The organism is Leptolyngbya sp. 'hensonii' (assembly GCF_001939115.1).
Lineage (GTDB): Bacteria > Cyanobacteriota > Cyanobacteriia.
Genome location: NZ_MQTZ01000002.1, coordinates 227,841 through 242,356, shown reverse-complemented (window position 1 = coordinate 242,356; position 14,516 = coordinate 227,841). Strand labels below are relative to the sequence as shown.

The following is a 14,516-nucleotide window of genomic DNA, read 5'->3' as shown; positions in this document are numbered from 1 at the left end:
TTGGCCAGAATTTTGGGGATCAAATTGGTGTTGTGTGAGGCGTTGCCTGCAATGCCTGTACGGAGCAGGCTCAAAATGCTTTCAGGGAGTCGTAGTAAATAATGGCCAGAAAGCGGATAGGAAGCTGAATCAGCCGTTCAGGACCATGGGGGATGTCCCCTCGGAAAGTCAGGGCATCTCCCGGTTCGAGTAAGTAAGTATACTGACCGTGACGGTATTCCAGACTGCCTTCCAGTAGATAGATGAACTCGGTCCCCGGATGTTCGAAGGTGGGAAAAACTTCTGAGGCGTCATCCATGGTGATCAGGAACGGTTCAAACAGCTTAGTTGGCCCCTGATCATAGGCCAGTAGGTGATAGGTATGCCCCCGCTTTGTCCCGCGACGCACGACCTCCATCCCTTCCCCCCGTTTCACCAGTTGGGCTCCGCCTTCCGGCACGTTGTAGTCGCGGAATAGGGTGGATAGGGAAACCCCCAGGGCACTGGCGAGTTTGGCGATCGTTTCCAGGCTGGTTGCCGTTTGGGCATTTTCGATTTTGGAAAGCATGCCCCGTGAAATCCCGGCCTGTTCGGCAACTTCTGCGATCGTTAACCCATGTTTCAGGCGCAGATCCCGAATGGTCGCACCCAGATAGTGCTCCAGCGGATCATTAGTGATGATGGGTTCGACGCTGTTGCCTGATTCTGTCACGGGTGAATGCCTTTCATGGCCCTATTTTGATCTGGGGAGATGTTGCATGCAGCGTCTCCAGTTTTCATGATTTGTATCATAGCAGGAAAAAATGTTGACAGGAATGAAAAAAACCTGCATGATATTCAACGAAGTTTCCTGACAGGAATTTTTTACCTGTGTTCTCTGGTCGGCGATTTACCCTCTGTCTGTCCTGTCCCGATCGGGTGGGCATCGTGGCGGCTGTGAGTTCTTTCATCGCCAGTCATCAAGGTTGGATTGTAGAAGCGCAGCACCATGCGGATCAGATTGCGCAACGATTTTTCATGCGGCAGGAAATTCTGGCGAACTCTCTAGCACTGGATATTGCAGAATTTCGACAGCAGTTTTTGCCGATTGCACAAAAGTTTGAGATGGATTGGCGGCTGTCTGATTCAGATCAGAAAAAGCGGGTGGTGATTCTGGCGTCAAAATCAGATCATTGTCTGTATGATTTGCTGGCCCGCTGGCAAAGTCGAGAACTGGATATCGAAATCCCCTGTGTGATTTCCAATCATGAGGACTTGCGGAAGTTTGTCGAGTGGCATGGCATTTCCTACTCCTGCATTCCGGTCACCCCAGACAACAAGGCGGACGCCTACGACAAGATTGGGACACAATTTGAGGCTGTCCAGGGGGATGTGATGGTTCTGGCCCGCTACATGCAAATCCTGTCCCCAGCGGTGTGCGATCGCTATCCTAACCGCATTATTAACATTCACCATTCCTTTCTTCCCTCTTTCATTGGAGCCAAACCCTATCACCAAGCCTATAACCGGGGCGTCAAACTGATTGGGGCGACTTGTCACTACGTCACGTCTGATCTGGACGCCGGTCCCATCATTGATCAGGATGTGATTCGCATCGATCATTCTGATTCGATCGAGGATCTGATCCGCTATGGCAGAGACATTGAGAAGACGGTTCTAGCCAGGGGGTTGCGGTATCACGTCGAGGACCGGGTTTTGGTTCATGGGAATAAGACCGTCGTGTTTCGGTAAAGACGGGATTAATCCCGTCTTTACCGAAACACCACCCACCCATCATGCAACATTCAAAATCATGCCATTGCGATTATTGAAATTTGCCCGATCGTCCGCCTACCCGGAACCCCGAATGTTCCGCCAGCCCGATCGGCTCCAAGCGACCTACGATGCGGTGATTATCGGGGGTGGGGGGCATGGGCTGGCGGCGGCCTACTACCTGGCCCGCGACCATGGGATGCGGGATGTGGCCGTGCTGGAGAAGGGCTATCTGGGTGGGGGAAATACGGGGCGTAACACCACGATCGTCCGTTCCAACTACCTGACTCCGGCTGGGGTGCGGTTCTACGATGAATCCCTGCGGCTGTGGCAGGATTTGTCTCAGGATTTTGACCTGAATCTGTTCTATGCCAACCGGGGCCATTTCACCCTGGCCCATACGGATGCTGCCCTGCGAACCATGCGCTGGCGAGCGGAAGTGAACAAGCATCTAGGGGTCAAGAGTGAGCTGGTCGGTCCGGAGGCGGTGCAGCAAGCCTGTCCTCAGATGGATCTGCGCTGTGGAGGGCACTGGCCGGTGCTGGGTGCCCTTTATCATGCTCCCGGTAGCATTGCCCGCCACGATGCGGTGGCTTGGGGCTACGGTCGGGGGGCGGATCAGCGGGGGGTGGAGATTCATCAACAGACGGAGGTGTTGGGGATTAGGGTGACAGGCGATCGGGTCACTGGAGTAGACACCAGTCGGGGCAAAATTTCCACCCCCAAAGTCCTCTGCGCTGTGGCCGGATTTACCCCTCGCATTTTGGCCCTGGTGGGGTTGCGATCGCCCCTGACGATCCATCCCCTACAGGCGATGGTGAGCGAACCGATGAAACCCTGGCTCGATCCAATCATCGTCTCTGGTAGTCTGCATGTCTACATCAGTCAATCCGCCCGGGGAGAATTGGTAATGGGAGCTTCTCTGGACCCTTACGAATTGCACTCCACCCGTTCCACCCTTGACTTTGCGGAAGGGCTGGCCGCCCACATGCTCGATCTATTCCCCTTTCTTTCGGGGGTGAAGGTGGTGCGGCAGTGGGCTGGCATGGCGGACATGACCCCTGACTTTGCCCCGATCATGGGTCTGACCCCGATTGCAGGCTTTTATCTGGATGCGGGTTGGGGCACCTGGGGGTTCAAAGCCACGCCGATTTGCGGCAAGACCATGGCCGATACCCTGGTCCACGATCGGCCCCCCGATCTGATTCGGGACTTTTCCCTGGACCGGTTTACCCGGTACAACCTGGTGGGGGAAAAAGGAGCTGCATCCGTTGGTCACTAACCCTTAACATTCACTATGAAAATCATGACCTGTCCCATCAATGGAGCAAGACCCATCACCGAATTTGCCTACGGGGGAGAATTTCGCCCTATGCCCGATCTACAAGTGGTGGAGGATGAAGCCTGGGCGGATTATGTCTTCCATCGCAACAGTGTGCCGGGGATAAGGCGGGAATGGTGGTGCCATCTGCCCAGCACCACCTGGTTCATTGCCGAGCGCAACACGGGCAGCGATGAAATTCTCCGCACCTACCTGTATGGGGAGCACCGATGAGGCATCGACTCCCCCCTATTGCTGGCGAATGGATCGATCGCAACCACCTCCTCTCCTTCACCTTTGAGGGCCAGCGGGTGCTGGGCTACCAGGGTGATACTATCACCAGTGCCCTGTGGGCTAATGGCCAGCGGGTGCTGGGACGGAGCTTCAAGTATCACCGACCCAGGGGTTTGCTCAGTTTTGCTAATCAGGACATCAATACCTTGATGCAGGCGAGTCAGGCGCTGAATCTGCGGGCAGATGTAACGGAACTGACGGCAGGACTGTCCCTCGTGGCGGTGAATACGGATGGTGGTGTTCGGGGAGATCGACGCAGCATCCTGGATGCCTTCTCCCGGTTCATGCCGGTCGGATTTTATTACAAGGCATTCCATGACAAGTCCCTGTTCCCCTTCTGGGAACGGCTGATCCGCCAGATTACGGGTCTGGGTCAGGTGGACTTTACCACCCCCCGCCAACGGACCCCCAAACGATACGACTTTTGTGATGTGCTGGTGATTGGGGCCGGACCTTCTGGTCTGGCAGCCGCCCTGGCAGCGGCGGATGCTGGGGCGGAGGTGGTACTGGTGGAGGAGAATGCTCGACTGGGCGGTTCGGGGGGGTATCAGCGGGGAGCCGATCGGAAGCTGGCGGATCAAACCAATGCCATGGTGCAAGCGGTCAACGCCCATGCCAATATCCGTCTCTACACCCAGACCCAGGCAGCGGGCTACTATGGGGACCACTGGATTCCCCTGGTGGGACCGGACTATCTGACCAAAATGCGGGCCAGGGCGGTGATTGTGGCGACCGGAGCCTGGGAACAACCCGCCGTATTCCACAATAATGATCTGCCGGGGGTGATGCTGGCTTCGGCGGCCCAGCGGTTGATCTATCGTTATGCCGTCCAACCCATGCAGCAGGCCGTTGTCCTGACGGCAAACCAGGATGGCTACCGGGCGGCCCTGGACCTGGTGGCCCATGGGGTGACTGTGGCAGCGATCGTGGATCTAAGGCCAGATCCGCCCCAGTGCGAACTGGTGCAAGCCCAGAGAATTCCGGTCTTGCTGGGACATTGTATTGATGAAGCTCGATCAAATCCACTCCAGGAAGGGGTTGTAGAGGTGGTGGTCTGTCCGCTGGATGGGGCGGGGCTACCCCAACGGCAATCCCAGCAGACGATCGCCTGTGATGGCGTCCTGATGAGTGTGGGCTGGGCTCCAGCGACCAGTTTGCTCCATCAGGCTGGTGTCAAGATGGAGTTTAATGAATCGCTGCAGCAATTCGTGCCCGAGGTTCTGCCCCCAGGGATTTTTGCCTGTGGTCGGGTGAATGGGGTGTATGACTTTGAGCAGAAACTGCTGGATGGTCGGCGGGTTGGCCTGGAAGCAGTTGTAGAACTGAAGTTTCCCCATACAGCTTCAGAGAGGGTAGCAGGAGTGAGGATCACCCAGGAGGCTCCCTCCCATCCCTGGCCGATCGTGCCCCATCCAGCGGGCAAGAATTTTGTGGATTTTGACGAGGATCTGCAACTAAAGGATTTTGAGCACGCGATCCAGGAAGGGTTCGACAATATCGAATTGCTGAAGCGTTATACCACCGTGGGCATGGGACCGAGCCAGGGGAAGCACTCCAACATGATGGCCCTGCGGATTCTGGCCCGTGTGACTGGGAAAACTCCCGGCGAGGTGGGTACGACGACGGCCCGTCCCTTTTTCCATCCCGTGCCCCTGTCTCATCTGGCAGGACGCAGTTTCACTCCAGAGCGGCGTACCGCCCTGCACGATCGGCACACCGCCCTGGGAGCCCAATTCATGCCCGCCGGGATCTGGCAGCGTCCGGAATACTACAGACGATCGGGCACAAGTCGAGAGGACTGTATTCGCCAGGAAGTTGCTGCTGTCCGCATGGGGGTTGGTCTGATTGATGTGGGCACCCTGGGCAAGCTGGAATTGTGGGGACCGGATGGGGCTGAGTTCCTGGAACGGATCTACACGGGCCGCTTCGCCACGATGAAACCGGGCACGACCCGCTATGCTCTGATGCTGGATGAGGCGGGGGTGATCATTGACGATGGGGTGGTGGCCCGTCTAGGAGCAGAGCAGTTTTACTTTACGACTACTACCTCCGGCGCGACCCAGATTTACCGAGAGCTGACCCGCTGGAATACGATCTGGCAACTGGATTGTGGGCTGGTGAATAGCACGGGAGCCAGGGTGGGGGTGAATCTGGCGGGGCCGCGATCGCGGCAGGTGCTGGCCCCGCTTACTGATCTGGACCTCTCTGGGGCAGCCTTTTCCTATCTGGCGGTGCGCCAGGGGACTGTGGCGGGGATTCCAGCGCTGCTGATGCGGGTTGGGTTTGTCGGGGAATGGGGCTATGAGATCCATGTCCCTTCGGAGTTTGGACCCGCACTTTGGGATGCTCTGATGGCAGCGGGAGCCCCTGATGGTATTCGCCCCTTTGGGGTGGAAGCCCAGCGACGCCTGCGCTTGGAAAAGGGCCACCTGATTGTGGGCCAGGATACGGATGGGTTGACCACTCCCTGGGAAGCCAATCTGAATTGGGCCGTTAAGCTGGATAAGCCTTTTTTTATCGGCCAGCGTAGTTTGCAGATTGTGAAGTCTCGATCGCTGCGCCAGCAACTGGTTGGTTTCCAAATGGATCGGCATTTTAGTGGCAATCCCCCCCAGGAATGCCATCTGGTGATTGAGGGCAATGACATTGCCGGTCGGGTGACGAGTATCGCCTTCAGTTCTGCCTTGCAGCGGTATATCGGTCTGGCCTATCTAAAACCGGAACTGGCCCAGGTCGGGACGCGCTTCAGAATTCGTATATCAGACGGCAGTCTGGTTCCGGCAACGGTCAGTCCCACCCCCTTTTACGATCCAGAAAACCAGCGCCAGAAGGAGGAGGGAGCCGGATGACGGAGTATCTACACCTGATGGACCTTTCCCACCTGCCCCGGTTTGGGGTTAAGGGACCAGCGGCGGTGGCCTGGTTGCAGAGCCAGGGCATCTCAGTGCCCGATCGACCCAATAGCTGGAAGCCTCTGTCTGATGGGGGCCTGGTGGCCCGATTGGGCCTGAATGAATTTCTCCTGGAAGGGAGTGCGATCGCTCCCCAACTGGCTCAAGCCTGCCAGCCCCCTCCCCCCAGAGTCTATCCGGTGTTGCGGCAGGATCGGGCGATCTGTCTGCGGGGCAGGGCTGTCCAGGAACTACTGCGGCAAACCTGCAATGTCAACTTTCGCGCATTGGATTTAAACACCCACCCGGTTATTCTCACCACCCTGATCGGTGTCTCGGTGACGGTGATTCCGGGGGAGCAAGCGGGACTGCCTTTCTATCGGATCTGGTGTGATGGCACCTTTGGCACTTATTTCTGGTCTACTCTGGCCGAGATCACGGCAGAACTCGGTGGCCGCAGCGATCGCACAACTCAGTCCCCTTGACTACAGGACACCCTATGGACCCCTTCACCCTGATTATTGGCAACAAAAACTATTCCTCCTGGTCGCTGCGCCCCTGGCTAGTGATGCAGCACTTTGGGATTGAATTTAAGGAAATTCGGATTCCCCTGAATACACCCCAGAGCCGACAGCAAATTTCCCAATATTCTCCTGCCAAAAGGGTACCTGTGTTACAGCACGGGAGCCTGACGATATGGGACTCTCTAGCCATTTGTGAGTATCTGGCTGAACGGTTTCCTCAGGCTGGGTTATACCCGGCTGACCCGAACCAGCGGGCGATCGCCCGTTCTATCAGCGCTGAGATGCATGCAGGTTTTGTGGAACTGCGGACCCAGATGCCGATGGATTGCCGGTCTCGCTATCCAGGGCAGGGGATGACCCCGGCAGTTCAGGACGATATCGATCGGATTACCACGATCTGGCAGGATTGCCGCCAACGCTTTGGGGGGGCAGGTGATTTCCTCTTTGGCCCATTCACCATTGCAGATGCCATGTATGCCCCCGTCGTATCCCGGTTTGTGACCTATGGGGTGTCCCTGCCCCCTGTCGCCCAGACCTATGCCCACACTATCTGGACTCTACCAGCAATGGAACAATGGCTAGCGGCTGCAACTGCTGAGGCAGAGGTGATTCCCCAGGCATTTCTGGGTGTTACTGGACCGCTTTTGAATGATTAAGGTTTGATTCCATCTTAAGGAGAAAAAGCAATGACCCCGGCAGAGGCAAAAGCATTTCTGGAAGCAAATCACGTTAAGTTTATCCTGGCTCAGTTTGTGGATATCCATGGGGTTGCCAAAACCAAGGCTGTTCCGGCTTCCCATTTTGAGGATATCTTGAATCCGGGGGCCGGATTTGCTGGATTTGCGGTCTGGGGACTGGGGATGGACCCCCACAGTCCCGACTATCTGGCAGTAGGGGATCTCTCGACCCTTTCCCTCGTTCCCTGGATGCCGGGATTTGCCCGCATCGTCTGCGTCGGGCATGTGAAGGGGGAGCCCTATCCCTACGATGCCCGCTATGTGCTCATGCAACAACTCGAACGACTGAAACAGAAAGGCTGGACCCTTTACACCGGGGTAGAACCGGAATTTGCCCTGCTGCGGCGAGACGATCGGGGCCACATCCATCCCTTTGATCAGACGGATACCCTGGATAAGCCCTGCTACGACTATAAGGGCCTGTCCCGCAGTGCAGCTTATATCGAGAAACTGGTCACAAGTCTGCAAGCCGTTGGCTTTGATATCTATCAGGTGGATCACGAAGATGCCAATGGACAGTTTGAAATCAACTACACCTATACGGAGGCATTAACCACTGCCGATCGCTATATCTTTTTCAAAATGGCTGCTTCTGAAATTGCCCGGGAAATGGGTTTAATTTGCTCCTTTATGCCCAAACCTTTTGCCAATCGTACTGGCACAGGGATGCACATTCATCTTTCCATCAGTGATGGTAAAACCAATCTGTTTGCAGATGATACAGATTCCTGCAATCTGGGACTCTCGAAACTGGCCTATCACTTCCTGGGGGGGCTGCTGGCCCATGCTGGGGCTTTGACGGCCCTCTGTGCGCCGACAGTGAATTCCTATAAGCGGCTGGTGGTGGGCCGATCGCTGAGTGGGGCTACCTGGGCACCGGCCTACATCAGCTATGGGGATAACAACCGCTCCAGTATGGTTCGTATTCCCGGTGGACGGCTGGAACTGCGGCTAGCGGATGGCTCCTGTAATCCCTACCTGGCCACAGCAGCAGCGATCGCCGCTGGACTGGATGGGATTGAGAAGGCGATCGAACCGGGAGAACCCCATAACGAAAACCTGTATGACCTATCGCCGGAGGCGTTGAAGCAGCGGGGAATTGCCACCTTGCCCCAAAGTCTGAAGGAGGCGATCGAGGCCCTGGATTCTGATCCGGTGATTAAAGGGGCCTTGGGCGTTTTAGCCAATGAATTCATGACCTTGAAGCGAATGGAGTGGGTGGAGTACATGCGCCATGTGTCGGAGTGGGAAGTGGAGCGGTATTTGGAGTTTTTCTAGGGTTCTGCCAAGACATATCTGACAAGCGGGGGTGCAGGGGGGCTATGCCCCGCGTGGGGTGAAACCCCCACACCCCCTCAATATCAAGTTGACTAACCACTGGAATATTTGACTGGAATATTTGTATGTGCGGCATTGTTGGACTTTTAATTAAGCAGCCCCATCTGCGGGCTTCCCTGGGGGAGTTGCTGGTGCCGATGCTGGTGGGGATGGGCGATCGGGGACCGGATTCGGCGGGGCTGGCCATCTTCTCCGATGCCCTGCCGGAGACGGAACGCAAGTACAGTCTCTACTCTGGGGGGACGACCTATGGCTGGGGGGATCTGGCCAAGAACCTGCAGATACAGTTTGGATTCGTCCCAGACCTGGAGGTGCAGGGAAATCATGCGGTTCTGACAGCGGCACTAGCTCCAGACCAGTTCAAGCCCTGGCTGCAACAGCACTATCCCCAACTGCATCTGCTCTCGGTGGGGCGATCGATCGACCTTTACAAGGATACGGGGAGGCCGGAGGAGGTGGCCGATCGCTACCAGTTCCTCAACCTGCAGGGGTCCCATACGGTGGGCCATACCCGGATGGCGACGGAATCAGCGGTGACGCCAGCCCATGCCCATCCCTTCACGGCGGGGGAGGATTTCTGTCTGGTCCATAACGGCTCTCTGTCCAATCCGAATCAAATTCGGCGGCAACTGGAGCCTCGGGGGATTCACTTTGAGACAGATAACGATACGGAGGCGGCTTGCCGCTTTCTGGAATGGCGAATGCGGGAAGGAGACACTTTAGAAACGGCTATTCAGCAAGGATTTGAGGCTCTGGATGGGTTCTACACCTTCCTGATCGGGACGGCGGATAAGCTGGCGCTGGTGCGGGATGCCTTTGCCTGCAAACCGGCGATCGTGGCGGAAACAGCGGATTATGTGGCGATCGCGTCGGAGTTTCGTTCTCTGGCGCACCTGCCGGATGTGAAACAGGCCCGCATCTATGAACCGGCACCGGAGGAGATCTACCTATGGACAGTGTAACTTTTGATCTAGCTCAGATCCCGCTGCGGCAGGTGAATACGTTTCTGCATCAGCATCCGGAGCAGAAGACGGGTAAGGTCACCCTGCTCAATCCAGATGGGGCGCATAGCATTGCGGTGGGGTTGAATGCTGCGATCGAGGTTGAGATTCTGGGCCATGCCGGATACTATGCTGCTGGGATGAACCAGCAGGGGACGGTTACGATTCATGGCAATGCCGGACCTGGTGTGGCGGAAAATATGATGTCTGGTCGAGTTCATGTTAAGGGCTTTGCATCAGTTTCGGCGGGGGCGTCGGCCCATGGGGGGTTGCTGACGATCGATGGAGATGCAGGGCTACGCTGTGGGATTTCCCTCAAGGGAGGGGACATTGTGGTGGGAGGGGCGGTGGGCAGCTTCTCTGGCTTCATGGCCCAGGCGGGCCGGATGGTCATCTGTGGCGATGCGGGGGATGCTCTGGGAGACTCCCTTTACGAAGCAGTAATCTATGTGCGGGGACAGATTAAATCTCTGGGGGCGGATGCCCAGATCGAGCCTATGAGGGAGGCGGATTATCAAGGGCTCAGGGAGCTGCTCGATCGGGCGGGATTTTCCTATTCTCCTGCAGAATTTAAACGCATTGCCTCTGCCCGCCAGCTCTACCACTGGAATGCCGATGCGGATCAGGAATACTGATTTTCCCTGCCTGCCGTAGAGGCGCGATTCATCGCGCCTCTACGGGGACAACGACAATGACAACGATAACGACATATAAACGACATATAACGGATATGAATACTCATCCTGCTATCCACCGGGAAGAATCCTGGGGCTACGATCGTCGCATCATCCATTACATCCAAAATGCTGCAGCTCACGGTCTTTATGAAATTCGGGGTATGGGGGCAAAACGTCAATTGCCCCATTTCGATGATCTGGTGTTTCTGGGGGCGTCCTTGAGTCGATATCCCCTGGAGGGCTATCGGGAAAAGTGTTTTACGGAGACGGTTCTGGGGACTCGCTATGCGAAAAAGCCGATCGCGCTCAAAATTCCGATTACGATCGCGGGCATGAGTTTTGGTTCCCTGTCGGCGAATGTGAAGGAGGCGCTGGGACGGGCGGCAACGGAGATGGGGACCTCGACCACCACAGGGGATGGGGGGATGACGCTGGAGGAACGGCAATCGTCTCAGACACTGGTGTATCAATGTCTGCCGTCTCGTTATGGGTTTAATCCGGAGGATTTGCGTAAGGCGGATGCGATCGAGGTGGTGATCAGCCAGGGGGCGAAGCCCGGTGGGGGGGGGATGCTACTGGGTCAGAAGATTAATGCCAGGGTGGCGGAAATGCGGACGCTGCCGGAGGGGATTGATCAGCGATCGGCCTGCCGTCATCCGGATTGGACGGGGCCGGATGATCTGGCCATCAAAATTCAGGAACTGCGGGAGATTACGGATTGGGAGAAGCCCATCTATGTCAAGGTGGGGGCGGCCCGTCCCTTTAATGATGTCAAGCTGGCGGTGCATGCCGGGGCGGATGTGGTGGTGGTGGATGGGATGCAGGGGGGGACAGCAGCAACTCAGACCGTGTTCATTGAGCACATTGGAATTCCTACGCTGGCGGCGGTGCGGCAGGCGGTGGAGGCCCTGGAGGAGATGGATATGAAGGGGAAGGTGCAGTTAATTGTCTCTGGCGGGATTCGCACGGGGGCGGATGTGGCTAAGGCCCTGGCCATGGGAGCGGATGCGGTGTCGATCGGTCAGGGGGTGCTGATTGCCCTGGGCTGTAATAGTGATACTTACGTCCAGAATGGGGGCCATCATTCTGCGGTGGAGGATTATATGGCGCTGGGGACGGCTCCGGGTTATTGTCACCACTGCCATACGGGTCAATGTCCGGTGGGGGTGACGACCCAGGATGCGGTGCTGGAACAACGGCTGGAACCGGAGGTGGGGGCTCGTCGGGTGAAAAACTACCTGCAGACTCTGAATATGGAATTGACCACGATCGCTCGCGCCTGTGGTAAGCAGAATGTTCACCATCTGGAGCGGGAAGATCTGGTGGCCCTGACGGTGGAAGCCGCAGCTATGGCCCGTGTGCCTCTGGCTGGCACCAGTTGGATTCCGGGCTAATTGGCGTCGCAGCGAATTTCAATCAGAAAGCCATCGGGGTCGTGGAAATAAACGCCCCGTCCAGTGGGACGGCTGACGGGACCTTCTGCGATCGTCACTCCGTGCTGTTGTAATCTAGCTAAGGCAGCTTCAAATTGGGAGGGGGCAATATCAAAGGCCAGATGGTTGGCGCGGGTGAACTGGCGCTGGGGATCAGGGTCGGGTGGAGTCAGATTTGGTTCCCAGAACAGATCCAGCACGGTGCTATCAGGGGTGACAAAGTTGCAGACCTTACCAGCCGCAACCAGTTCCTGAAGGGTTACGGGCACTGTTGCTCCGGTGAGCTCCTCTAATCCCAGAACCTGCCCGTAGAAGTGGCGGGACTTCTGCATATCTTGCACATTCAAAGCAATGTGATGCACCCGTCGCAGTTTCCCCTCCGATTCAGCTTTTGCCATCACCCGTTCCAGGGCCAGGGCTGCTACGGTAAACAGCAACAGGCTTTCGCCTAATGGCATCAGCGATGACCAGTCCAGGTCTAGAGCCGTGTTCTCTATTGCGGTTAACCCTCGTACCAGCCCGAAGGATAGTACAGCTCCAGATTTGAGATGGGGATTGGGATCCCACCGCACGACGTAGCGGTAGGTGACCCCAAACAGAAACCCGCTGATCAGAATAATCCCCAGATGCCATCCAGATGCCAGGTTCAGGGGGCCACTGGTTAGCAGCGATCGCAGCACCAGACCCACCAGACCGGCAGTCACAGCAGCAGTGGCACCTGCTTTCAGGGATTCCAGACGATCGGTGAGAGTGCTGCGGGTCATGCTAAACTCCGAAATCATAACGGCAAATCGAGAAAATTTGGCAAGGTGGACATGGCAGAATGGCATTAACAACGCCAATTTTTTCCCTTTCCCATGATTGCGCCTTTAGGATAGGCTGTCACGATGAATTTAGAGAACCAGAATTTTACGCCGATTTGGGTGCCTACCCGTCAGCATCCTTTCCCGCTTGACCCCGATCGAACGGCTCTGGTTGTGATCGATATGCAGAATGACTTTTGCCATCCGGAGGGCTTTTGTGGGCATGAATTGGGGGCTGATTTGTCGGCAGTTGCGGCGATCGTTCCTAACATCCAGCGCACGATCGCCTGGGCCAGAGAGCAGGGTATGCCCGTTATCTACACCCGAGAAAGCCATCTGCCTGACCTATCGGATGTGACTCCCAGTAAAAAACAACGGTACATCAATGCGGGCTATCCGATCGGGAGTCCAGGCAAAATGGGTCGGTTTTTAATCCAGGGAGAAGCAGGCACAAAATTAATTGCAGAGTTACAACCTTTAGCAACTGAATTGCAACTGGATAAACCCGCACAATCCATTTTTATTGCAACTAATTTGGAATCTGTATTGCACCAAAAAGGGATTACCCATTTGCTCTTTACTGGCGTAACCACAGAGTGTTGTGTCCTGGGAAGTTATCGCCATGCCAGCGATCTTGGCTTTTTCTGCCTGCTCCTGGAAGATTGTTGTGCAGCCTTGAGCCGGAAGGAGCATGAGGCTGCGATCGAAGTCCTGCTGGGGGAGAACGGCGCGATCGGGTGGGTCACCACCTCTGACACCCTGGTGCCCCACCTGTAGCGGTGTTGCATACACCAATCCCGTAAAGACCTTGCATGCAGCACCTCTACAGGCAAACATCAATGCCGAATCTGATCAGCCCAGGGGGTCAATTTCTGAGCGGTCCACTTTAATCCATAATCAATCAATACGCCAATGACTCCGATCAGGGCAATACAAAACAGTACTTTATCGGTTTGCAAAAATCGCTGGGCCTGAATAATTTTGAATCCCAAACCATTTTGGGCGGCTACGAGTTCGGCAATCACGAGGAAGTTCCAAGCTCCAGAAATGTTCACCCGTAGGGTATCCAGAACGCTGGGAAAGGTGGCGGGAATAATCACTTTGAACACCACATCGCGGCGGGTTGCCCCCATCGTGTAAGCGACGTTGATCATCTCGTTGGGGATGAATTTGACTGCATCGGCTACCATGATGGCGTTGTACAACACTACACCCAGCATAATGATCAAGACTTTTGAGACTTCCCCTAGCCCGAACCAGATGACAATCAAAGGCACGAATCCGGTCACAGGCATGTAACGGACCATGCCGACGATCGGGGCAAATAGGCTATCAAAACTGTAAAACGTTCCCATGGCTAATCCCATAGGCACCCCGATGATCCCGGCAACCATAAATCCGGCCAGAACCCGGCTACTGCTCATCAACACATCAACGATCAGGTTGTTGTCAAAGAACAGCTTGAACCCGGCATCCAGCACCTCTCCCGGTGTGGGTAAAAAGATGGCGGGAACGAGGCGAAGATAGCTGATCACAGTCCAGAGGAGCAATGGGGCTATCAGTGATAGGCCCACAAGGCTGAGAGCTAACCATCTGGGAAATCCCTGGCGAATACTCCAGAAAACGGAGGGAGCCAGGTAGCGATATTCGCGGCTGGCCGGTTCAGGAGAGGGCAGACTGGATTGGACCATGGGGAGTACCTCCAAATAAGAGTATCAGCCAAATCCCCTCCTCTGGAGAGGTGGCCCTACGGGCTGGGGTGGGTC

The 14,516-nt window shown here is 56.0% G+C and carries 14 protein-coding genes; 11 read left to right on the top strand and 3 right to left on the bottom strand.

Translation table 11 applies throughout. The features are described from left to right. Positions 1 to 70: 70 nt before the first annotated feature. On the bottom strand, positions 71 to 691 hold the full coding sequence (locus BST81_RS01235; protein WP_075596707.1) for an XRE family transcriptional regulator: 621 nt from the start codon (positions 689 to 691) through the stop codon (positions 71 to 73). Between the two features lie 158 nt (positions 692 to 849). On the opposite strand from BST81_RS01235, the gene purU reads away from it, so the two are divergent. The 10 genes from purU to BST81_RS01185 all read left to right on the top strand — a co-directional run bounded on the left by purU (position 850) and on the right by BST81_RS01185 (position 11,908). Next, positions 850 to 1,710, top strand: a complete 861-nt coding sequence (gene purU, locus BST81_RS01230; protein WP_075596706.1) for a formyltetrahydrofolate deformylase — start codon at positions 850 to 852, stop codon at positions 1,708 to 1,710. A 61-nt stretch (positions 1,711 to 1,771) separates the two neighbouring features. Further along, complete coding sequence (locus BST81_RS01225) at positions 1,772 to 3,013, top strand: FAD-dependent oxidoreductase (protein WP_075596705.1); 1,242 nt, start codon at positions 1,772 to 1,774, stop codon at positions 3,011 to 3,013. Positions 3,014 to 3,037: 24 nt separating this feature from the next. Next, entirely contained in the window at positions 3,038 to 3,286 is a 249-nt protein-coding gene (locus tag BST81_RS01220; RefSeq protein WP_253188043.1) for a sarcosine oxidase subunit delta, read from the top strand. Beyond that, the gene (locus BST81_RS01215; RefSeq protein WP_075596703.1) at positions 3,283 to 6,195 is read left to right on the top strand and encodes a glycine cleavage T C-terminal barrel domain-containing protein; all 2,913 of its coding nucleotides are present in this window, start codon (positions 3,283 to 3,285) and stop codon (positions 6,193 to 6,195) included. The genes BST81_RS01220 and BST81_RS01215 overlap by 4 nt, the downstream gene beginning before the upstream one ends. Further along, the gene (locus tag BST81_RS01210) at positions 6,192 to 6,722 is read left to right on the top strand and encodes a hypothetical protein (RefSeq protein WP_075596702.1); all 531 of its coding nucleotides are present in this window, start codon (positions 6,192 to 6,194) and stop codon (positions 6,720 to 6,722) included. The genes BST81_RS01215 and BST81_RS01210 overlap by 4 nt, the downstream gene beginning before the upstream one ends. Positions 6,723 to 6,736: 14 nt before the next feature. After that, on the top strand, positions 6,737 to 7,417 hold the full coding sequence (locus BST81_RS01205; protein WP_075596701.1) for a glutathione S-transferase family protein: 681 nt from the start codon (positions 6,737 to 6,739) through the stop codon (positions 7,415 to 7,417). A 30-nt stretch (positions 7,418 to 7,447) separates the two neighbouring features. Further along, the gene (gene glnT, locus BST81_RS01200) at positions 7,448 to 8,776 is read left to right on the top strand and encodes a type III glutamate--ammonia ligase (RefSeq protein WP_075596700.1); all 1,329 of its coding nucleotides are present in this window, start codon (positions 7,448 to 7,450) and stop codon (positions 8,774 to 8,776) included. Between the two features lie 125 nt (positions 8,777 to 8,901). Then, positions 8,902 to 9,798: a class II glutamine amidotransferase gene (locus tag BST81_RS01195; protein WP_075596699.1), complete on the top strand. Its 897-nt coding sequence runs from the start codon at positions 8,902 to 8,904 to the stop codon at positions 9,796 to 9,798. After that, positions 9,786 to 10,472 carry a protein glxC gene (locus tag BST81_RS01190; RefSeq protein ID WP_075596698.1) on the top strand — a complete coding sequence of 229 codons (687 nt, stop codon included), beginning with the start codon at positions 9,786 to 9,788 and terminating at the stop codon, positions 10,470 to 10,472. Before BST81_RS01195 ends, BST81_RS01190 begins: the two co-directional genes overlap by 13 nt. 95 nt (positions 10,473 to 10,567) lie before the next feature. Beyond that, positions 10,568 to 11,908 carry an FMN-binding glutamate synthase family protein gene (locus tag BST81_RS01185; protein WP_075596697.1) on the top strand — a complete coding sequence of 447 codons (1,341 nt, stop codon included), beginning with the start codon at positions 10,568 to 10,570 and terminating at the stop codon, positions 11,906 to 11,908. On the opposite strand, the gene BST81_RS28665 is transcribed toward BST81_RS01185, so the two are convergent. Beyond that, positions 11,905 to 12,711, bottom strand: coding sequence for a VOC family protein (locus BST81_RS28665; RefSeq protein ID WP_253188042.1), 807 nt, complete (start codon positions 12,709 to 12,711; stop codon positions 11,905 to 11,907). The genes BST81_RS01185 and BST81_RS28665 overlap by 4 nt on opposite strands. A gap of 123 nt (positions 12,712 to 12,834) precedes the next feature. Here BST81_RS28665 and BST81_RS01175 point away from each other — a divergent pair, with 123 nt between their 5' ends. Then, the gene (locus tag BST81_RS01175) at positions 12,835 to 13,527 is read left to right on the top strand and encodes an isochorismatase family cysteine hydrolase (RefSeq protein ID WP_083636556.1); all 693 of its coding nucleotides are present in this window, start codon (positions 12,835 to 12,837) and stop codon (positions 13,525 to 13,527) included. A 59-nt stretch (positions 13,528 to 13,586) separates the two neighbouring features. Here the strand turns inward: BST81_RS01175 and BST81_RS01170 are convergent, their stop codons facing one another. Beyond that, positions 13,587 to 14,441: an ABC transporter permease gene (locus tag BST81_RS01170; RefSeq protein ID WP_075596696.1), complete on the bottom strand. Its 855-nt coding sequence runs from the start codon at positions 14,439 to 14,441 to the stop codon at positions 13,587 to 13,589. Positions 14,442 to 14,516: the final 75 nt, after the last annotated feature.

What these genes read in the sequence shown, in the direction of transcription:
- BST81_RS01185 (WP_075596697.1), top strand. Translation starts at nt 10,568, where the DNA reads ATGAATACTCATCCTGCTATCCACCGGGAAGAATCCTGGGGCTACGAT.
- BST81_RS01220 (WP_253188043.1), top strand. Translation starts at nt 3,038, where the DNA reads ATGACCTGTCCCATCAATGGAGCAAGACCCATCACCGAATTTGCCTAC.
- BST81_RS28665 (WP_253188042.1), bottom strand. Translation starts at nt 12,711, where the DNA reads ATGACCCGCAGCACTCTCACCGATCGTCTGGAATCCCTGAAAGCAGGT.
- BST81_RS01170 (WP_075596696.1), bottom strand. Translation starts at nt 14,441, where the DNA reads ATGGTCCAATCCAGTCTGCCCTCTCCTGAACCGGCCAGCCGCGAATAT.
- BST81_RS01190 (WP_075596698.1), top strand. Translation starts at nt 9,786, where the DNA reads ATGGACAGTGTAACTTTTGATCTAGCTCAGATCCCGCTGCGGCAGGTG.
- BST81_RS01205 (WP_075596701.1), top strand. Translation starts at nt 6,737, where the DNA reads ATGGACCCCTTCACCCTGATTATTGGCAACAAAAACTATTCCTCCTGG.
- BST81_RS01225 (WP_075596705.1), top strand. Translation starts at nt 1,772, where the DNA reads ATGCCATTGCGATTATTGAAATTTGCCCGATCGTCCGCCTACCCGGAA.
- BST81_RS01175 (WP_083636556.1), top strand. Translation starts at nt 12,835, where the DNA reads ATGAATTTAGAGAACCAGAATTTTACGCCGATTTGGGTGCCTACCCGT.
- glnT (WP_075596700.1), top strand. Translation starts at nt 7,448, where the DNA reads ATGACCCCGGCAGAGGCAAAAGCATTTCTGGAAGCAAATCACGTTAAG.
- BST81_RS01195 (WP_075596699.1), top strand. Translation starts at nt 8,902, where the DNA reads ATGTGCGGCATTGTTGGACTTTTAATTAAGCAGCCCCATCTGCGGGCT.
- BST81_RS01210 (WP_075596702.1), top strand. Translation starts at nt 6,192, where the DNA reads ATGACGGAGTATCTACACCTGATGGACCTTTCCCACCTGCCCCGGTTT.
- BST81_RS01215 (WP_075596703.1), top strand. Translation starts at nt 3,283, where the DNA reads ATGAGGCATCGACTCCCCCCTATTGCTGGCGAATGGATCGATCGCAAC.